Origin of the sequence: Actinoplanes sp. NPDC048967 (assembly GCF_040649415.1) — a bacterium.
GTDB lineage: Bacteria > Actinomycetota > Actinomycetes > Mycobacteriales > Micromonosporaceae > Actinoplanes.
In genome coordinates this window covers 1,043,910-1,064,267 of record NZ_JBEZFL010000003.1, presented here as the reverse complement: position 1 = coordinate 1,064,267, position 20,358 = coordinate 1,043,910, and the positions used below count along the sequence as shown (strand labels likewise).

Sequence of the window (20,358 nt, the reverse complement as noted above, 5' to 3'; positions counted from 1 at the left end):
GAGCGGGCGACCCCATGGGCCGTCAAGCGAGGTGGTACCGCGGGCTCCGGCTCGTCCTCGCAGTCCACGCAAGTGCACTGCGCGAGGAGTGACCACCGATGGCTTATCCCAAGCACACCGACGCCGCCGGCGTACCGGCGAGCCCCGACCTGCCCGCGGTCGAGCGGGCCGTGCTGGAGCACTGGGCCGCCGACAAGACCTTCGAGGCCAGCGTCGACGCGCGCCCGGCCGGGGAGAACGGCAGCAACGAGTACGTCTTCTACGACGGCCCGCCGTTCGCCAACGGGCTGCCGCACTACGGCCACCTGTTCACCGGCTACGTCAAGGACCTGGTCCCGCGCTACCAGACCATGCGCGGCAAGCACGTCGAGCGCCGCTTCGGCTGGGACACCCACGGGCTGCCGGCCGAGGTCGAGGCCGAGAAGCAGCTCGGCATCACCACCAAGGCGCAGATCCTCGAGCTGGGCGTCGACAAGTTCAACGACGCCTGCCGGACCTCCGTGCTGGCCTACACCAAGGACTGGGAGCGGTACGTCACGCGCCAGGCCCGCTGGGTGGACTTCGGCAACGACTACAAGACCCTCGACCCCAGCTACATGGAGTCGGTCATGTGGGCCTTCAAGACCCTCCACGAGAAGGGCCTGATCTATGAGGGCTTCCGGGTGCTGGCGTACTGCTTCCGGTGCGAGACGCCGCTGTCGAACACCGAGACCCGGATGGACGACGTCTACCGGGACCGGACCGACCCGGCGCTGACCGTCACCTTCCAGCTCGAGACCGGCGAGCGGATCGCGGTCTGGACCACCACGCCCTGGACCCTGCCGTCGAACCTGGCGCTGGCCGTCGGCCCGGACATCGAGTACGCGGTCCTGGAGAAGGACGGTCAGCGGCTCATCCTGGGCGCCGGGCGCGTCGGCGCCTACGCCAAGGAGCTGGACGGGTACGAGCAGGTCGGCACGGTGCTGGGCCGGGAGCTGGCCGGGCGCCGCTACACCCCGATGTTCGACTTCCTGGTCGAGCGGGCCGGCCCGAACGCGTACCAGGTGCTGGCGGCCGACTACGTCAGTGACGAGGACGGCACCGGCGTCGTGCACCAGGCCCCCGCCTTCGGTGAGGACGACCAGAACGTCTGCAACGCCGCCGGCATCCCGACCATCGTGACCGTCGACGACCACACCCGGTTCACCGCGCTCGTGCCCGACTACCAGGGCGTGCAGGTCTTCGAGGCGAACAAGCCGATCGTCGCTCTCCTGAAACAAAAAGGCACCGTGCTGCGGCACGAGGGGTACACGCACTCGTACCCGCACTGCTGGCGCTGTGACACCCCACTGGTCTACAAGGCCGTGTCGTCGTGGTTCGTGGCCGTGACCAAGTTCCGGGACCGGATGGTCGAGCTCAACCAGGAGATCACCTGGACGCCGGCGCACATCAAGGACGGCTCGTTCGGCAAGTGGCTGGCCAACGCCCGGGACTGGTCGATCAGCCGGAACCGGTTCTGGGGCTCGCCCATCCCGGTGTGGAAGTCCGACGACCCGACCTACCCGCGGGTCGACGTCTACGGCTCGCTGGAGCAGCTCAGCGCGGACTTCGGCGTCGAGGTCACCGACCTGCACCGGCCGTACGTGGACGAGCTGACCCGGCCCAACCCGGACGACCCGACCGGGCAGTCCACCATGCGCCGGGTGCCCGAGGTGCTGGACTGCTGGTTCGAGTCCGGCTCGATGCCGTTCGCGCAGGTGCACTACCCGTTCGAGAACAAGGACTGGTTCGAGCACCACTACCCGGGCGACTTCATCGTCGAGTACATCGGCCAGACCCGCGGCTGGTTCTACACCATGCACGTGCTGGCCACGGCCCTGTTCGACCGGCCGGCGTTCCGCAACTGCCTGAGCCACGGCATCCTGCAGGGCGCCGACGGCCGCAAGATGTCCAAGAGCCTGCGCAACTACCCGGACGTCTACGAGGTGTTCGACTCGTACGGCTCGGACGCGATGCGCTGGATGCTCATGTCGTCGCCGGTGCTGCGCGGCGGTGACATGCCGGTGACCGAGACCGCGATCCGGGACTCGGTGCGCCAGGTGCTGCTGCCGGCCTGGAACGTCTGGTACTTCTTCAGCCTGTACGCCAACGCCGCCGGTCACGAGGCCCGGTTCCGCACCGACTCGACGCACCTGCTGGACCGCTACATCCTGGCCAAGACCAGCGAGCTCGTCACGGACACCACCCGCCAGCTCGACGAGTACGACATCTCGGGCGCGGCCGCGTCGGTGCGGTCGTACCTGGACGCGCTGACCAACTGGTACGTGCGCCGCTCCCGGGACCGCTTCTGGGCCGGTGACGCCGACGCGTTCGACACCCTGGCCACCGTGCTGGAGACCCTGTGCCGGGTGGTGGCGCCGCTCGCACCGCTGACCGCCGAGGAGATCTGGCGCGGCCTGACCGGCGAGCGCTCGGTGCACCTGACCGACTGGCCGACGGTCGAGGCGTTCCCCGCCGACCCCGAGCTGGTGGCCTCCATGGACGCGATCCGGGAGGCCGCCTCGGCGGCGTTGTCACTGCGCAAGGCCAAGGCGCTGCGGGTCCGGCTGCCGCTGGCCAAGCTCACCGTGGCCAGCCCGGACGCCGACGCGCTGCGGCCGTTCGCGGACCTGCTCGCCGACGAGGTCAACGTCAAGGAGGTGCAGCTCAGTGCCGATCTGGCCGCGTACTCCCAGCAGGTGCTGACCGTGGTCCCGCGGGCCCTGGGCCCGCGCCTGGGCAAGCAGGTCCAGGTCGTCATCAAGGCCGTCAAGGCCGGTGACTGGGAGCTCGTCGACGGCGCGCCCGTCGCCGCCGGCGTCACCCTGCAGGAGGGCGAGTACGAGCTGAAGCTCATCGCCGCCGACGCGGAGAACTCGGCGCCGCTGCCGGCCGGCCGGGGCGTGGTGCTGCTCGACACCGAGGTCACGCCCGAGCTGGCCGCCGAGGGACTGGCCCGCGACCTGATCCGGGTCGTGCAGCAGGCCCGCCGCGACGCCGACCTCGACGTGTCCGACCGGATCGCCCTGGTGATCGCGGCGCCGCCCGTGGTCGCCGCGGCCGTCGACGTCCACCGGGACTTCGTCGCCGCCGAGACGCTGGCCACCGCGCTGACCCTCGACGAGGCCGCGACCGGCTTCAGCGGTGAGGTCGGCGACGGCGAAACGGTAACGGTGTCGGTCACCCGCACGGTGTGAGTCCTGCCTCCTGGCTCGGCATTTGCCGCATTGCGCGGTAAATGCCGAGCCGGGAAGCGGCCGCTCGACGGGAGTTTTCCGGGCTGTTTCCGTTAACCTCACATCGCCCCCGCATCTCCCGCAGTCCCCGCCCGGAGGAACACGTTGCCGCTGCTCTACTCGATCGGCAAAGTCACTGTCGGTCACGCGATGACGCTCGGCTGGCGGCCGCACGTCGAAGGTCTCGAGAACATCCCCCGGACCGGCGGCGCGATCTTCGCCGGTAACCACCTGTCCGTCGCCGACGAGCTGTTCCTCGGCGCCGTCGTACCCCGCCACATCGCGTTCTGGGCCAAGGCCGAGTACTTCCGCGGCGGCGGCATCGGCGGCAACATCACCAAGTTCGTGATGCACGGCCTCGGCGCGATCAAGGTCGAGCGGGGCGGTGGCCGGGCCGCGCTGACCGCCTTCGACGGTGCGATCCCGGTGCTCAAGGCCGGGGACATGGTCGCGGTCTACCCCGAGGGCACCCGCTCCCCGGACGGCCGGCTCTACCGCGGGCGTACGGGCGTGGCCCGGCTCGCCGTCGCGGCGGGCGTGCCGATCATCCCGGTCGGCATGCTCGGCACGGACAAGGTGCAGCCGATCGGGCAGCGCTTCCCCCGCCCCGGCAAGGGCCAGGTCACGATCAAGTTCGGCACGCCGATCCCCACGGTCGGCCGCAGCGACGACCGCACCGCGCTGCGCGCGCTGACCGACGAGGTCATGGCCGAGATCCAGAAGCTCACCGGCCAGGAGTACGTGCCCAGGTACGCACCTCCGCGCCAGTCTTCCTAAGGGGCCCGGGAGCCACGGGCCTGCTCCTGCTCGACCAGTGCCTCCAGGTCGGTCAGCCGGTGCAGGCCCTGCATCGGCCGGCGCATCCGGTGGTTGTTCGCCAGCTGCTCCTCGTGGCGGTCCAGGAAAGCCCAATAGCCCGCCGTGTACGGGCACGCGTCGTCACCCACCCGCACCTTCGGGTCGTACCGGCAGCCGCCGCAGTAGTCGCTCATCCGGTTGATGTACGCCCCGCCGGCCGCGTACGGCTTGGTGCTCATCCGGCCGGCGTCGGCGTACTGGCTCATGCCGACCACGTTGGCGGTCATCACCCACTCGTAGCCGTCGACGAACGCCCGGTGGAACCAGTCCGCCATCGCCCCCGGCCGCCAGCCGCGCTGCATCGCGTAGTTGCCGAGCACCATCAGCCGGGGGATGTGGTGCACCCAGCCGCGGTCACGGACCCCGGCCAGCACGTCCGACAGGCACCGGGCCTCCACCGCGTCGGCGTCCAGCTCGGCGAACCAGCGCGGCACCGGCTTGCTCGCCTTGAGCTCGTTGGCGCGCCGGTAACCGGGCTCGAAGTACCAGTACAGGTGCCAGACGAAGTCGCGCCAGCCGATCAGCTGCCGGACGAAGCCCTCCACGCTGGCCAGCCCGGCCCGGCCCGCGCGGTACGCGGCCTCGGCCTGCTCGACGGCCTCCAGCGGGTCCAGCAGGCCCAGGTTGAACGCGGCGCTGAGCCGGCTGTGGGCCAGGAACGGGTCCCCGGCCAGCATCGCGTCCTCGTGCGGCCCGAACGCCGGCAGCCGGTGCCCGACGAAGTGCCGCAGCCGCTCGACCGCCTCGGCGCGGGTCGCCGGGAACAGCCGCGGACCGTCCCGGCCGATGAAAGTGATGCCGTCGTCGCGCTCCCAGCGGTCCAGGTCCTCCCGGACAGCCGCGTCGATGTCGTCCTCGCGGATCTCCGGCGGCTCCTCGACGGCGAGCCGGGTGACGCCGCGCGGCGGTGGCTCCCGGTTCTCCGCGTCCAGGTTCCACGTGCCGCCGGCCGGCTCGGAGCCGTCCATGAGGATGCCCAGGCGGCGCCGGGCGTCCCGGTAGAAGTCCTCCATCCGCAGGCCGCGCCGGCCGTTGGCCCAGGCCACGAACTCCGGCGGGGCGGTCACGAAGCCGCGCGGCGGAAGCAGCTCGGCGCCGAGCCGCTGGACCAGACCGCGGGCGGCGCGGGAGGTCGGGTGGCAGACGCTCAGTGGTTCGCCGAGGTCGCGTACCGCCTCGGCGTAGGTCTCGGCCCGTACGAAGACGGCCTGCTCACCGAGCTCGGCCGCCCGGTGCCGCAGCGCGGACAGCACCAGGTGGGCCTTCTGCCGGTGGAACGCCCGGCGCCGGAACACCGCCTTGGACTCCACCAGCAGCACCGGCTGGGCGGGGTCGTCGAGGAAGTGCGGGCCGAGCTGGTCCGCGAACAGCCAGCGGCGGGTCATGCCGCATTCTTACCCGCGGGTGAGCACCGCATTCCGCAGGACACCCGTGAGATCCGCGCTCTCGTCCACGGAGCGCCTGGTCAGCAGCACGGTGGCGAGGCTGCCGTGGTCGGCCCAGGCGCACACGACGACAGCTTTGCCACCGGAGCGGCCGACGCCGCAGCGCTCGTGCACGCCGGTCTCGCCGAGGTCGTAGGACTGGATGTCCTTGATCGCGTACTCGCTGCTCAGGTGGGCGATCTCGGCCTCGACGTCGGACTCGGGGGTGAGCCGCAGCCCGGTCGTGCCGAACATGGTCACCCGCTTGCCGTTGCCGTCGGCGTAGACACCGGCGAAGACGTCGCCCTGGACCAGGTTGGTGCCGTTGAGCTGCTCGGAGAGCTTCTCGACGGCCCGCCGGCTGGCGCCGTCGTCGCGCAGAGCCAGGTCGGCCACCGACTGGGGCAGGGCCGCCGAGACCGGATACTGCTGGGCGGCGGGCCAGGCGAGATAGGCCGGTACGCCGCAGCAGCAGATGGCGCTGATCAGCGTGAACATGGCCAGTCTCCGCGGCCAGCGGCGTTTGCGCCGGGGCGGGGGTGGCGGGCGCTTACCGGCCGGACCAGCCTGTCCCGGCCAGCCGGGCGCCGGGCGCTGCTGGATCGGGCGCTGCTGGGTGGCCCGCGGCGGGACCGGCCGCTGCTGGACCGGCGCCGCGGGGGCCGGTGGAACCCAGGGGGCGGGGGCCGGGGGCCGGGGCTGGACGGGGAGGCGGTTGGCCGGGGGCTCGGGTGACTGCTTCGCACTGTTCTTGCGTCCCCAGCGGCGGCGTCGCGGTGGATCTCCGGCCGTGGGGGTTGCTCCGGCCGCTGAGGGCGGCGCGGCCGGGTTGCTCGCCGCCGGGCTTCCGGGCTGCGGCTGCACCCGCGTGGGCGGCGGCGCTTCGGACTGGGCCGGCGGCAGCGGCGCTTCTGAGCGGGTGGGCGGAAGCGGCGGCTCCGAGCGGGTCGGCGGCAGTGGTGCCTGCATCCGGGTCGGCGGCAGCGGGCTGTCGATCCGGGTCGGCGGCATCGCCTCCGGGAACGGGATCTCCGCCTGCCACGGCGTGTCCTGGTCGGCCCAGGGATCGACCGCGGGTGTGGTGGACCAGTCCTCGCTGTCCGCCCACGGGTCGGCCGGGGGCGGCGGCTCGTCGGCCGCGGCCGACGAGCGGCGGCGCGACCACCACGCCTGCTTGGGCACCGGCGGCGGCACGGCCGCCGAGCCGCGCGCTCTGGTCTCCGCCGCTGCGCCGGGTGCTGTGGTGCCCCCGGCGGCGCCGGACACTCTGGTTTCCTCGGCCGTGCGCGGCGCTGTGGTTTCCCCGGCCGTGCGGGGCGCTTCCTCGATGCGGGTGGGGTCGGGGGTGGTGTTCGGCGGGGTCCCGGCGGCCGGATTCTCCGGCTGCTGCTCGGCCATCCGTCGATCTCCTTCCGCTGCTCGCCCCGAACCCGGGTGCCGGGCGTCTTCCGCCAGGTTAGAGACGGGCCGCCACCCATCGGCGCAGATCGAGGCCGCGGATCGACGGTCGTGGCGGCTCGCCGGCACTGCGGACCAAACGCGAGAACGGACACCCGGGGCGATGTGCCGGACGGTGCGGAGTCGTATGGTGACCCGGTGGTGAGTGCGAAGAAGGCGACTGAGCGGAACGCGGTGACCGTGACCGGCCGGGCCCACGCCCAGCCGATGATGTTCGCGCACGGGTACGGCTGCGACCAGAACATGTGGCGCTCCGTGGCACCCGCGTTCCTGGACACCCACCGGGTGGTGCTCTTCGACCACGTCGGTGCCGGCCGTTCCGACCTGAGCGCGTACGACGACCAGCGGTACTCGACCCTGGACGGCTATGCCGAGGACATCCTCGAGATCATCCACGAGCTGGACCTGCGGGACGTCATCTTCGTCGGCCACTCGGTCAGCGCGATGATCGGCGTGCTCGCGGCCAATCGTGAGCCCGGCCGGTTCGCCAAGCTGGTCCTGGTCGGCCCGTCCCCGCGTTACATCAACGACGGCGACTACCAGGGCGGTTTCGACCACAGCGACATCGAGGCCATGCTGGAGTCGCTCGACAGCAACTATCTGGGCTGGTCGAGCGCCATGGCCCCGGTCATCATGGGCAATCCCGACCGGCCCGAGCTGGGCCAGGAGCTGACCAACAGCTTCTGCGCCACCGACCCCGAGATCGCCCGCAAGTTCGCGCACGTGACGTTCATGTCCGACAACCGCAAGGATCTCGGCCAGGTCCGGATCCCCACCCTGATCCTGCAGTGCGCCGACGACGTCATCGCGCCGGCCGTGGTCGGTGATTACGTGCACAGCCACATCCCCGGGAGCACACTGGTGGCCATGAACGCGACCGGGCACTGCCCCAACCTCAGCGCTCCCGCCGAGACCATCGCCGGGATCAGGACCTTTCTGTAGAGCGATGACGGAGAACGGTGGCGGTGGGCCCGACGTGACGCAGGATCTACGGGTCCCCTGGGAAGAGGATCCCGGGGACCTGTACGAGCACGCGCCCTGCGGCTATCTGACGACGCTGCCCGACGGCACGATCGTCAAGGTCAACGAGACGTTCCTGGCCTGGACCGGTTACGTCCGCACCGAGCTGATCGGGCAGCGCCGGTTCCGGGATCTGCTCAGCGCAGGCGACAAGATCTATTACGAGACGCACTACGCGCCCCTGCTGAGCATGCAGAACGACGTCCACGAGGTGGCCTTCGACCTGATGCGCGCCGACGGTGAGCGGCTGCCGATCCTGGTCAACTCCAGCCTCGGCCGGGACCCGAACGGGATGCCGCGGGTCATCCGGACCACCATCTTCAACGCCAGCGAGCGGCGCGGCTACGAGAAGGAGCTGCTGGCCGCCCGGCGGGCGGCCGAGGCCTCCGAGCGGCGGGTCCGCGCGCTGCAGCAGATAGTGGCCGATCTCGCCGCCGCGCCGACCGCGGCGGAGGTGGCCGACGCCGTCGTCCGCGCGCCCGGGCCGGCCTTCGGCGCCGCGTCGGCGACGGTCTGGCTGGCCGACCCGGACCGGGACCGGCTCACGGCGGTGGCCGGCACCGAGTCGGCCACTCTGACCGGTGACGACATCCCCCGCGGGTCGTCGCGGGTGATCGCCGAGGTGGCCCGGCGCGGCGACCTGCACGTGGTCGGCTCGCTCGACGAGGCGCAGGAGCACTTCCCGGAGCTCGCCGTCACCATGCGCCGCACCGAGCGGGCCATGGTGGTGCTGCTGCCGCTGACCGCGGCGCCCACCGCCGACCCCGCCGCCGTCGAGGTGCTGGGCGTGCTCGGGTTCGACTTCACCGAGCCGCGCGAGCTCACCGACAGTGAGCTGCGGGTGGTCCGGCTGCTCGGTCACCAGGCCGGTCAGGCTCTGGACCGGGCCCGGCTGTACGACGACGCCCGCCGGCGCGAGGCGCTGGCGGTCTTCCTGGCCGCGACGACCCGGGCGCTGGAGGTCGAGTCCCGGCTCATGCCGCGGGCCCGCCTGCTGGTCGAACGCACGGTCCCCGAGATCGCCGAGTGGGCAGCGGTGCGGCTCCAGGTCGGCCCGGCCGGTCTGGTCGCCGAGGCCGGTGGGCCCGCCCCCGACCCGCAGCGGCTGGCCGAGCGGGTCGCCCAGGTGCTGCTCGACGGCGAGGCGCAGCTCAGCGACGACAAGGAGTTCGACGCCGGGTGCGCGGTGCTGCCGCTGGTCGCGAACGGCCGGGTGCTCGGCACGCTCGCGCTGCGGATGGCCCCGGAACGGCGTACGGCCGCGGCCGAGGCGGTCTTCCTGCGGGACCTGGCCGACCGGGCCGGGCTGGCCCTGGAGAACGCCCGCCTCTACGAGCAGGAACGGGCCATCGCCCGGACCCTGCAGCGCAGCCTGCTCGCCGGTGACCTGCCCTCGGACCCCCGGTTCGCGGTCGAGACGCACTACCAGGCCGCCGCGCACGACCTCGAGGTCGGCGGCGACTGGTTCGACGCCTTCCTGATCACGCCGGACAAGCTGGCCGTGGTCGTCGGTGACGTGGTCGGCCGCGGCATCGACGCGGCCACCACCATGGGCCAGCTGCGCAGCGCCATCCGCGCGCTGGCCTCGGCCGAGGCGGGCCCGGCCCGGCTGCTGGAACGCCTGGACCGCTTCGTCGAACGGGTCGAGTCGGCCCGGATGGCCACGGTCGCGTACGCCGAGGTCGATCTGTCGGCCAACGAGATGGTCTACGCCTGCGCCGGCCACCTGCCGCCGCTGCTCACCCAGCCCGGCGAGCCACCGCGCTACCTGCTCGACGCCCGTTCCGGGGCGCTGGGCTCGCGCGCCGCCCGCCAGGCGCGTATCGAGCACCGGACGCAGCTGGCGCCGGGCAGCAGGCTGCTGCTCTACACCGACGGCCTCATCGAGCGCCGCACCCGCCGCATCGACGCCGGCTTCGAGCTGCTGGCCCGCACGTACGCCGGCAAGCGGGACTCGCCGCTGCCCGGGCTGACCGCGTCCATCGCCGACATGCTCGTCGGCCAGGAGCACGCCGACGACGTCTGCCTGCTGTGCCTGGCGCTCGGCACCGAGCAGCGGCTGGAACGCACCATCGGCGCGGACCCGGTGCAGATCGCCCTGCTGCGCAAGGACCTGCGCGGCTGGCTCGTCGCGCACGCCGTCGACGACGAGAGTGCCCAGGCCGTGCTGCTGGCCTGCTCGGAAGCAGTGGCGAACGCCATAGAGCACGGCTACCGCGACAACCCGCTGGGCCTGGTGGAGGTCGTCGCCACGGTGTCACCGGACACGGTCGACGTCCGGATCGCCGACCGGGGCGGGTGGGCCGATCCCGAGCCGGGCGGCGCGCGGGGCCGTGGCCTGCAGCTCATCCGCCAGGTGATGGACACCGTCGCGTTCGACCACGCCGACGGGACCACGGTGACCATGCGGCGGATCCGCCGGGGAGCGCGACGATGACCGAGCAGTGGGTGACCTTCGCCAAACTGGGTGAGGCCGACCTGGTCCGGCTGGCGGGCGAGATCGATCTGGCCAACGCCCCGGAGATCGGCCGCGAGATCGTCCGCCAGACCGGCCGGGCCGACGCCGTGGTGATCGACCTCACGGCGGTGTCGTTCCTGGACAGCGCCGGTGTGCGGCTGCTCGACGCGCTCGTCGGCGACCTCGATCTGCAGGGCACCCCGATCCGGCTCGTGGTCGGTGCGACCGGCCCCGCGCGGATGACCCTGCAGCTGTGCGCGTTCCGGGATGATCTCCTGGCCACCGATCTGGACCGGGCCGCGGACGAATTGGGGCGCTGACCCGCGTACCCTGGTGCCCCATGAGCGTAAGTTCCGTCTTCCCGCAGCTCGAGCAGCTGCTGCCCCGGGTCAGCAAGCCGATCCAGTACGTGGGCGGCGAGCTCGGCGCCGTCGTCAAGGACTGGGACGCCACCACGGTCCGGTGGGCGCTGATGTATCCCGACGCGTACGAGGTGGGCCTGCCCAACCAGGGCGTGCAGATCCTCTACGAGGTGCTCAACGAGCAGCCCGACGTGCTGGCCGAGCGCACGTACGCGGTCTGGCCGGACCTCGAGGCGCTGATGAAGGAGGCCGGCGTCCCGCAGTTCACGGTCGACGCCCACCGCCCGGTGCACGCCTTCGACGTGCTCGGCCTCTCGTTCGCCACCGAGCTCGGCTACACCAACATGCTCTCGGCCCTCGACCTGGCGGGCATCCCGCTGGAGAGCAAGGACCGCACCGTCGACCACCCCATCGTGCTCGCCGGCGGCCACGCCAGCTTCAACCCGGAGCCGATCGCCGACTTCATCGACGCCGCCGTGCTCGGTGACGGCGAGGAGGCGGTCCTCGAGATCACCGGCATCATCCGGGAGTGGAAGGCCGAGGGCTGCCCCGGCGGCCGCGACGAGCTGCTGCTGCGCCTGGCCCGCACCGAGAGCATCTACGTCCCGCGCTTCTACGACGTCGACTACCTGCCGGACGGCCGGATCCAGCGGGTCGTGCCGAACCGCCCGGACGTGCCGTTCCGGGTGCACAAGCGCACGACCATGGACCTCGACGCCTGGCCGTACCCGAAGAAGCCGCTGGTCCCGCTGGCCGAGACCGTGCACGAGCGGTATGCCGTGGAGATCTTCCGCGGCTGCACCCGGGGCTGCCGGTTCTGCCAGGCCGGCATGATCACCCGGCCGGTGCGCGAGCGCTCGATCACCACGGTCGGCCAGATGGTCAAGGAGGGCCTGGAGTTCTCCGGCTTCTCCGAGGTCGGCCTGCTGTCGCTGAGCAGCGCTGACCACTCCGAGATCGGCGACATGTGCTCCGGCCTGGCCGAGCAGTACGCGGACACCAACGTCTCGCTGTCGCTGCCCTCGACCCGGGTGGACGCCTTCAACATCGACCTGGCCCAGGAGCTGTCCCGCAACGGGCGGCGCACCGGGCTCACCTTCGCCCCCGAGGGCGGCTCGGAGCGCATCCGCAAGGTCATCAACAAGATGGTGACCGAGGAGGACCTGATCCGTACGGTCGTCACGGCGTACTCCAACGGCTGGCGCAGCGTGAAGCTCTACTTCATGTGCGGCCTGCCCACCGAGACCGACGACGACGTGCTGCAGATCGGCCGGATGGCGCACGAGGTGATCCGGGCCGGCCGGATCGCGACCGGCACCAAGGACATCAAGTGCACGGTCTCCATCGGCGCTTTCGTGCCCAAGCCGCACACCCCGTTCCAGTGGGCGGCCATGGAGCGGCCCGAGGTCATCGACAACCGGCTGCGGATGCTCAAGCAGGAGATCAACAGTGACCGGTCGCTGGGCCGGGCCATCGGCTACCGCTACCACGACGGCGAGCCGTCGCTGATCGAGGGACTGCTCTCGCGCGGCGACCGCCGGGTCGGTGCGGTGATCCGGCGAGCCTGGGACAAGGGCCAGCGTTTCGACGGCTGGAGCGAGCACTTCTCGTACGCCCGCTGGGTCGAGGCGGCCGCGGAGACGCTGCCGGCCTTCGGCGTGGACCTGGACTGGTTCACCACCCGCGAGCGCGAGCAGCTCGAGGTGCTGCCCTGGGACCACCTGGACTCCGGGCTGGACAAGGACTGGCTCTGGCAGGACTGGCAGGACTCCAAGACCGAGTTCGAGCAGGACGACTGCCGCTGGACCCCGTGCTTCGACTGTGGCGTCTGCCCGTCCATGGACACCGAGATCCAGATCGGCCCGACCGGCAAGAAGCTGCTCCCGCTCACCCCGACGAACGGGCTGCGCTCGCCCGCGCATACGCACTGACCAGGAGAAATACCATCGCCAAGAACCAGCCGGTGGGCGGCCAGGCCCCGGTCGTGCAGCGGATCCGCCTTCGTTACGCCAAGCGCGGACCGCTGCGCTTCACCTCGCACCGGGACTTCGCCCGGGCCTTCGAGCGCGCGCTGCGCCGGGCCGCCGTCCCGATCGCCTACTCCCAGGGCTTCACCCCGCACCCCAAGATCTCGTACGCGAGCGCGGCGCCCACCGGAGTGGGCAGCGAGGCGGAGTATCTGGAGATCGGTCTGCAGGCCGAGGTCGACCCGGCCGAGCTGCGCGCCGCCCTCGACGCCGCGCTCTCGCCCGGGCTGGACATCCTCGACGCGGTGGTGGCCCGGGAAGGCAGCCTGGCCGACCAGATCAACGCCTCGCGCTGGCTGCTGGAGCTGCCCGGGGTCGAGCCGCAGGTCGCCGCCGACGCCGTCGCGGCCTTCCTGGCGGCCGAGGAAGTGCTGGTCGAACGCATGACCAAGCAGGGCCGGCGGTCGTTCGACGCCCGGTCCGCAGTGACCTTCTTCGCTGTGACCAAGCAGTCTGGTGCACCTTCCGGGGCCGCGGTCGCACCGTGTGCGATAATCGACCTTGTCGTGCGGCAGGTCACTCCGGCCGTCCGACCCGATGACGTCCTTTCCGGCCTGCGTGTGGTGGCTGGCCTGGAGCCGCCGGTGCCCGCACGGGTTACCCGGCTGGCGCAGGGCACTCTCACGCCGCAGGGGGAGATCGTCGATCCGTTGGAAGCGGATCGCGAGGGCGCCACCATCGGAGGGCTCTGACCGATTCGGTCGGCGTCCACGTTGGCAGACTTCGGCAGCCCGTCCGACCTGGTCGGGGCCGAAAAACTTGCGGCGACCCTGCGTGGCAGCGCTCACCCGCGCCCGGGGCCGCCAGAACTGGAGAGCGCCCCATGCTCGAAAACGAGCGTAATGAGGGCGGTGAACGGGACGGAGCCACAACTCCTCCCGTCGATGCCGCCGAGAGCACCACTCCCGCGCGCCGTACGCGTGCCCCGAGGCGGAAGGCGGCACCCGCGGCCGCGCCGGCTGCGGACGCGCCCGGCGCCGAGCCCGGTGCCGCCGACGAGGCCGCCGGTGCCGTCGACGCGGCGGTGGAGCAGGCGCCCGCGGCTCCGGCCCGCCGTCGTCGCAAGGCGGCGGCGCCCGCTGCCGCTCCCGCGGCCGAGCCGATAGCCTCCGATCCCGCCGCGGTGGCCGAGAGCCTGCTCAGTGACGCTGAGCCGGTCGCGCCGGTGAAGGCCGTGCGCAGCCGCCGCAAGAAGGCCGTGCCCCCTGCCACCCCGGTCGAGCCGGCCGTGGAGGAGCCCACCGCGGAGGAGGAGCCGGTCGTCGAGGCCGCCCCCGTCGCACCGCCGGTCGTGGAGCCCGCCGCGCCGGTCATCGGTGTGCTGCCGCTCGACGACGACCTGGTCGAGGAGGCGCCCGCGCCCCGCACCCGGAGTCGCAAGGCTGCCCTGCCGCCGGCCGTGCTGTTCATGCCGCCGGAGCCCGAGACCGAGCCGGCGCCGACCCGGCGCACCCGCCGGGGCGCCGCGGCGGCTCCTGTCGCCGCCCCGGTGGCCGACGAGCCGGTCGCTGACGAGCCGGTCGCTGAGGAGACCGTCGAGCAGGAGCCCGCCGAGGCGCCGCGCCGGGCCACCCGCAGCCGTCGCCGCCGTGGTGCCGCCGCCGAGGAGCCGGTCGAGGTCGCCGACGTCGTCGAGCAGCCCGTGCTGGAAGAGATCGACGAGACCGCCGACGACATCGAGGACGGCGCCGACGACGAGCTCGACGAGGACGGCAACAGCCGCCGCCGCCGGCGCCGGGGCCGTCGTGGCCGCGGCCGGGGCAAGGGCCCGTCCGACGAGGGCGACGACATCGACGCCGAGGCTGAGGCCGGGGCCGAGGGTGGCGCGGAGGGTTCCGCGGACGCCGAGGCCGAGGACGAGGAGGACGCCGAGGACGGCGACGGGGTCACCCGCCGCCGGCGCCGCCGGCGCCGCAAGGGCTCGGGGGACAACGACACCGGTGGCGTCGAGGACGGCGTGCACACCGTCGTCCGGGTCCGGGAGCCGCGCACCCGCGAACGCTCGGACGAGGTGCAGGGCGTGTCCGGCTCGACCCGGCTGGAGGCCAAGCGCCAGCGCCGGCGCGACGGCCGTGAGCAGCGCCGCACCCGGCCGCCGATCCTGAGCGAGTCCGAGTTCCTGGCCCGCCGCGAGGCGGTGGACCGGGTCATGGTCGTGCGGCAGAAGCCCGACCGGACCCAGATCGCGGTGCTCGAGGACGGCGTGCTGGTCGAGCACTACGTCTCGCGCACCACGTCCGGCACCATGGTCGGCAACGTCTACCTCGGCAAGGTGCAGAACGTGCTGCCGAGCATGGAGGCGGCGTTCGTCGACGTCGGCCGGGGCCGCAACGCCGTGCTCTACGCCGGCGAGGTCAACTGGGACGCCACCGGGCTGGAGGGCCGGGCCCGCTCGATCGAGCAGGCGCTGCGCTCCGGCGACTCGGTGCTGGTCCAGGTCACCAAGGACCCGATCGGGCACAAGGGCGCCCGGCTGAGCAGCCACATCGCGCTCTCCGGCCGGCACCTGGTCTACGTGCCGAACGGCAACGCCTCCGGGATCAGCCGCAAGCTGCCCGACAACGAGCGCAAGCGCCTGCGGGACGTGCTGAAGAAGCTGGTGCCGGACGGCGCCGGGGTCATCGTGCGCACCGCCGCCGAGGGCGCCAGCGAGGACGAGCTGGCCCGCGATGTCAAGCGGCTGCAGGCGCAGTGGGACGACATCCAGGCCAAGGCGGCCGAGGGGCACGCGCCGGCGGCGCTCTCCGAGGAGCCCGACCTGGTCATCCGGGTGGTCCGGGACCTGTTCAACGAGGACTTCCGCGAGGTGGTCATCCAGGGCGAGCAGGCGTACGGCGAGGTGGAGAGCTACCTCGAGTCGGTCTCCCCGGAGCTGCTGGACCGGCTGCACCGCTACACCGGCACCGCCGACATCTTCGCCGACAAGCGCATCGACGAGCAGATCCTCAAGGGGCTGGACCGCAAGGTCTTCCTGCCCTCGGGTGGGCACCTGGTCATCGACCGCACCGAGGCCATGACGGTGGTCGACGTCAACACCGGTAAGTACACCGGTGCCGGCGGCAACCTCGAGGAGACGGTCACCCGTAACAACCTCGAGGCGGCCGAGGAGATCGTGCGTCAGCTGCGGCTGCGCGACATCGGCGGCATCGTGGTGATCGACTTCATCGACATGGTGCTGGAGAGCAACCGCGAGCTGGTGCTGCGCCGGCTGACCGAGTGCCTGGGCCGGGACCGGACCAAGCACCAGGTCACCGAGATCACCTCGCTGGGCCTGGTCCAGATGACCCGCAAGCGGATCGGTGCGGGCCTGCTCGAGGCGTTCACCGAGACCTGCGACCACTGCAAGGGCCGGGGCCTGATCATCCACACCGAGCCGGTGCCGGAGAAGCGTGTCCCGGGCGCGGCGACCCAGGTGAAGGCGGTCGCCGCGGCGGCCCGCACCGAGGCGCCGGCGCAGCAGCCGAGCACCAAGTCGCGGCGCCGGCGGGGCGGCGGCAACGAGCCCGCCCCGGCCGAGACCGAGCAGGTCACGACCGAGACGGCGGCCGACGCCCCGGCGGCTCCGGCGGAGCCGCCGGCGGCCGGGCCCGCCCCCAGCACCCAGGACCGGACGACCCAGGACCGGACGACCGAGGACCCGGCGGCGGAGACGGCGGGCCTGCCGGCCGGCCAGTCCACCGGTACGGCCGCGGCCGGCTCCGGGATCGTGGCGCGCACCGCTCCGGCGGCCACCACGGCCTCCGACGACGACTACGACATCAGTGGTTACGACCTCTCCCGGTACGACACGGGCACCAACGGCGCGGCCCCTCCGGCCGAGCCGCTCCAGCTGACCGGGTCGGACGACCCGGACGCGGCGGAGGACGAGGACGAGGACGGCGACGACGACGAGCCCGTGGGCGCGGGAGCGGGCGGCCGGCGTCGTTCGCGGCGCGGCGGCACCCGGCGGCGGACCCGCCCGTAAGCGTGGGGCCGGGCGGCCTCGGCGGGGTTCTTCCCGCCGGGCCGCCCGGCGCAGCCACACTGATCTATCTCGGTTACCCTCGTGATCCCCCCAAGCCCCACCTGCGAGGAGTACCGATCCCCGATGCGACGCCTGCTGTGCGCGACCGCTGTGAGCGGCGCTTTTCTTCTGTCCGGCGCCGGTTGTTCGGCCGACGACCCGGCCGCCACCACGGCCGCACCCGCGCCGGCCACCTCGGGGGCTGCCGCACCGGCGGCCAGCGGCGGCACCACCGGCTCCGCCGCACCCTCCGCCTCGCCGCAGTCCGGTGACGCGGCGCTGTCGGGCAACAGCTCGGCGATCTGCCAGCAGGCCGCCAAGACCGGCGGCGACGCCGCCAAGAACTTCGCGCAGGACCTGAAGCTGCTCATCGACGCCCAGTCGGCGCAGGACGCCGACCAGGTGGCCAAGGCCAAGGCCAAGACCACCCGGGACGTCGAGAACTACTCGTACGCGCTGACGGACATGTCGAAGCTGGCCTCGGAGCCGGCCCTCAAGGCGGCTCTGGCGGACATGGGCAAGCAGGTCACGGCGCTCAAGGGTGACGTCACGAAGATCGATGCCGCCCAGCTCACGAAGCTGCAGGAGACCCTCGACAAGGCCTGCGGTTCGAGCTGAGCGGTCCCCGGTTTGGGTCAGGGGCGTTCGATGAAGTAGTCTTTCTGACGGCGCATTTTCGTGCGCCTGTTCCGTGCGCGCCCTGGTCCATCCCCCTCGGGAAGCCCGGGCGCATGCCGGATCCAGTTTCATCCGCCAGCAGCTTTTTCGCTGCGTAAGTCTCAGGGAGTCCGCGTCGATGTACGCGATCGTCAAGACCGGCGGCAAGCAGTACAAGGTTGCCGAGGGCGACGTGATCGAGGTCGAGAAGCTCGCGGGTGTGCCCGGCGACGCCCTGACCCTCGCCGCGGTGCTCCTCGTCGACGGTGACAACCTGGTGACCGATGCGGCCAAGCTTGCCAGCGTGACGGTGTCCGGCGAGATCGCCGAGCACACCAAGGGTCCGAAGATCCGGATCCACAAGTTCAAGAACAAGACCGGTTACCACAAGCGCCAGGGGCACCGTCAGCCGCTGACCCGCGTCAAGGTGACCGGCATCAAGAGCGGGAAGTAGGGGCAGCCATGGCTCACAAAAAGGGTGCGTCCAGCTCCCGCAACGGCCGCGACTCCGCCGCCCAGCGGCTGGGCGTCAAGCGGTTCGGCGGCCAGCTGGTCAACGCCGGCGAGATCATCCTCCGCCAGCGGGGCACGAAGTTCCACCCGGGAGAGCTCGTCGGCCGCGGTGGCGACGACACGCTGTTCGCGCTGGCCAAGGGCAACGTGCTCTTCGGTCACACGCGGGGTCGCAAGACCATCAGCATCGTGCCGGTGGCTGAGTAAGCATCACGTCACAGCGGGCCGCGGACCTCACGGGGTCCGTGGCCCGCTGTTTGCTTTTTCTGGTTCAGGTAGGAGAACACAGTGGCTACGTTCGTCGACCGAGTTGTGCTGCACCTGCAGGCAGGTGACGGCGGGCACGGCTGTGTCTCCGTCCGCAGAGAGAAGTTCAAGCCGCTCGGGGGACCCGACGGTGGCGACGGCGGCCACGGCGGCGGCATCACGCTCGTCGTGGATCCGCAGCAGCACACCCTGCTGGACTTCCACTTCCACCCGCACGTCAAGGCGCCCAGCGGCACCGGCGGCATGGGGGCCAACCGCGACGGCGCCAAGGGCCGGGACCTGGTCCTGCAGGTGCCCGACGGCACAGTCGTGCAGACCCTCGACGGTGAGGTGATCGCCGACATGGTCGGCGAGGGCACGACCTTCGAGGTGGCCCGCGGCGGTCGCGGCGGCCGGGGCAACGCCTCACTGGCCAACGCTCGCCGCAAGGTCCCCGGCTTCGCCGAGCTGGGCGAGCCCGGTGATCAGCTCGACGTCGTGCTGGAGCTCAAGAGCGTCGCTGACGTCGGCCTGGTCGGCTTCCCGTCGGCCGGCAAGTCGTCGCTGATCTCGGTGATGTCGGCGGCCAAGCCGAAGATCGCCGACTACCCGTTCACCACGCTGGTGCCCAACCTGGGTGTCGTGCAGGCCGGCGACCAGACCTTCACCGTCGCCGACGTCCCGGGCCTGATCCCCGGCGCGGCCACCGGCAAGGGGCTGGGCCTGGAGTTCCTGCGGCACATCGAGCGCACCTCGGTGCTGGTGCACGTGCTGGACGCCGCCGCGCCCGAGATCGAGCGGGACCCGCTGGCCGACCTGGACGCCATCGAGGCGGAGCTGGCGGCGTACGGGGGGCTTGAGAAGCGGCCCCGGCTGGTCGTGCTCAACAAGATCGACATCCCGGACGGCCGCGACCTGGCCGAGATGGTGCGCCCCGAGCTCGAGGCCCGCGGCATGCCGGTCTACGAGGTCAGCGCGGTGACCCGCGAGGGCCTCAAGGAGCTGATCTTCGCGCTCGCCCAGACCGTCGCGGCGCACCGGCTGGCCAAGCCGGCCCCCGAGGCGACCCGCGCCGTGGTGCGGCCCCGTGCGGTCGACGAGAAGGGCTTCACCATCGCGGTCGACAGCGACGGCGTCTACGTCGTCCGCGGCCCCCAGGTCGAGCGCTGGGTCCGGCAGACCAACTTCGAGAACGACGAGGCGATCGGCTACCTCGGCGACCGGCTCGACCGTCTCGGCGTCGAGGCCGCCCTGGCCAAACAGGGCGCCAAGGCCGGGGATCCGGTCCGGATCGGCGACCGCGAGTTCGACTGGCAGCCGAACACGGGCGAGTACATCTCCGGCCCGCGGGGCACCGACATCCGCCTCGAGGAGACCAACACCCGGGCCAGCGCGGCCGCCCGGCTGGCGGCCCGCAAGGCCCGCCGGGTCCGCGGCGACGACGAGCTGCTGCACATGTCCGAGGACGGCACGGTGTCGACGGTCTCGATGGCGTCGAAGCCGGTGCTGGTCGAGGACGATGAGTTCGGCGACGACGACGAGTAGGTCTTTCCGCCGGGTCCCGGCCAGATCCTCGCAACCCGGCGGAAACGGACCCGTTCTAAGGTGTCCAGCGTGCTGATCGAATCGCGTGCCTCGTCCGACGCCGAACTGGCCGCCCTGGTGATCGCGCAGCAGAAGGAGCTGAGCGAGGCCGACGGCGGTGTCGACGGCGTGGTCTACATGCCGCACGACAACGCGGCGTACCTGGTTGTCGTGCTGCACGGGCGCGCGGTGGCGTGCGGTGCGTGGCAGCCGCTGGAGCCCGGCGTGGCCGAGCTGAAGCGGATGTACGTGCGACCGGCGTTCCGCGGCCGGGGCATCGCCCGCCAGCTCATCGTGGCGCTGGAGGAGGAGGCGCTGGCCGACGGCCGGCCGGTGCTGCGCCTGGAGACCGGCACCTACCTGCCGGCGGCGATCAGCCTGTACCGCTCGGCGGGTTACGTGCCGATCCCGGTCTTCGGCGAGTACGTCGGCAACCCGTACAGCGTGTGTTTCGAGAAGTCGCCGGCGGCGGTCACTTCCCGGTGATGTCCGCA

15 protein-coding genes are annotated in these 20,358 nt (G+C 72.1%); 13 read left to right on the top strand and 2 right to left on the bottom strand.

Annotated features, from left to right (window positions below):
* The first annotated feature begins 98 nt into the window (after window positions 1–98).
* Together ileS and AB0C12_RS17520 are read left to right on the top strand one after the other, a co-directional pair.
* A complete protein-coding gene (gene ileS, locus AB0C12_RS17525) occupies window positions 99–3,215 on the top strand; it encodes an isoleucine--tRNA ligase (protein WP_360548952.1) in 3,117 nt (1,038 codons plus the stop codon).
* A 144-nt stretch (window positions 3,216–3,359) separates the two neighbouring features.
* Window positions 3,360–4,031: a lysophospholipid acyltransferase family protein gene (locus AB0C12_RS17520; protein ID WP_360548950.1), complete on the top strand. Its 672-nt coding sequence runs from the start codon at window positions 3,360–3,362 to the stop codon at window positions 4,029–4,031.
* On the opposite strand, the gene AB0C12_RS17515 is transcribed toward AB0C12_RS17520, so the two are convergent.
* Together AB0C12_RS17515 and AB0C12_RS17510 are read right to left on the bottom strand one after the other, a co-directional pair.
* Window positions 4,028–5,497, bottom strand: coding sequence for a cryptochrome/photolyase family protein (locus AB0C12_RS17515; RefSeq protein WP_360548948.1), 1,470 nt, complete (start codon window positions 5,495–5,497; stop codon window positions 4,028–4,030). The genes AB0C12_RS17520 and AB0C12_RS17515 overlap by 4 nt on opposite strands.
* Before the next feature lie 9 nt (window positions 5,498–5,506).
* A complete protein-coding gene (locus AB0C12_RS17510) occupies window positions 5,507–6,934 on the bottom strand; it encodes a hypothetical protein (RefSeq protein WP_360548946.1) in 1,428 nt (475 codons plus the stop codon).
* 267 nt (window positions 6,935–7,201) lie between these two features.
* Between AB0C12_RS17510 and AB0C12_RS17505 the strand changes: the two genes are divergently transcribed.
* The 11 genes from AB0C12_RS17505 (at window position 7,202) to AB0C12_RS17455 (ending at window position 20,350) form a co-directional block, all read left to right on the top strand.
* Window positions 7,202–7,936, top strand: a complete 735-nt coding sequence (locus AB0C12_RS17505) for an alpha/beta hydrolase (RefSeq protein WP_360549062.1) — start codon at window positions 7,202–7,204, stop codon at window positions 7,934–7,936.
* Between the two features lie 4 nt (window positions 7,937–7,940).
* A complete protein-coding gene (locus tag AB0C12_RS17500; protein WP_360548944.1) occupies window positions 7,941–10,451 on the top strand; it encodes a SpoIIE family protein phosphatase in 2,511 nt (836 codons plus the stop codon).
* Entirely contained in the window at window positions 10,448–10,792 is a 345-nt protein-coding gene (locus AB0C12_RS17495; protein ID WP_360548942.1) for an STAS domain-containing protein, read from the top strand. Before AB0C12_RS17500 ends, AB0C12_RS17495 begins: the two co-directional genes overlap by 4 nt.
* Window positions 10,793–10,812: 20 nt before the next feature.
* Entirely contained in the window at window positions 10,813–12,765 is a 1,953-nt protein-coding gene (locus AB0C12_RS17490; protein WP_360548940.1) for a TIGR03960 family B12-binding radical SAM protein, read from the top strand.
* A gap of 53 nt (window positions 12,766–12,818) precedes the next feature.
* Window positions 12,819–13,553, top strand: a complete 735-nt coding sequence (locus tag AB0C12_RS17485) for a TIGR03936 family radical SAM-associated protein (RefSeq protein ID WP_360549060.1) — start codon at window positions 12,819–12,821, stop codon at window positions 13,551–13,553.
* Between the two features lie 131 nt (window positions 13,554–13,684).
* Window positions 13,685–16,825, top strand: a complete 3,141-nt coding sequence (locus tag AB0C12_RS17480) for an Rne/Rng family ribonuclease (protein ID WP_360548938.1) — start codon at window positions 13,685–13,687, stop codon at window positions 16,823–16,825.
* Between the two features lie 123 nt (window positions 16,826–16,948).
* Window positions 16,949–17,482: a hypothetical protein gene (locus AB0C12_RS17475; RefSeq protein ID WP_360548936.1), complete on the top strand. Its 534-nt coding sequence runs from the start codon at window positions 16,949–16,951 to the stop codon at window positions 17,480–17,482.
* Between the two features lie 178 nt (window positions 17,483–17,660).
* Window positions 17,661–17,975: a 50S ribosomal protein L21 gene (gene rplU, locus AB0C12_RS17470; protein WP_203770857.1), complete on the top strand. Its 315-nt coding sequence runs from the start codon at window positions 17,661–17,663 to the stop codon at window positions 17,973–17,975.
* Between the two features lie 8 nt (window positions 17,976–17,983).
* Window positions 17,984–18,241 carry a 50S ribosomal protein L27 gene (gene rpmA, locus AB0C12_RS17465; protein ID WP_360548934.1) on the top strand — a complete coding sequence of 86 codons (258 nt, stop codon included), beginning with the start codon at window positions 17,984–17,986 and terminating at the stop codon, window positions 18,239–18,241.
* 81 nt (window positions 18,242–18,322) lie between these two features.
* Window positions 18,323–19,825 carry a GTPase ObgE gene (obgE, locus tag AB0C12_RS17460; protein ID WP_360548932.1) on the top strand — a complete coding sequence of 501 codons (1,503 nt, stop codon included), beginning with the start codon at window positions 18,323–18,325 and terminating at the stop codon, window positions 19,823–19,825.
* A 69-nt stretch (window positions 19,826–19,894) separates the two neighbouring features.
* Entirely contained in the window at window positions 19,895–20,350 is a 456-nt protein-coding gene (locus AB0C12_RS17455) for a GNAT family N-acetyltransferase (RefSeq protein WP_360548930.1), read from the top strand.
* Window positions 20,351–20,358 lie beyond the last annotated feature (8 nt).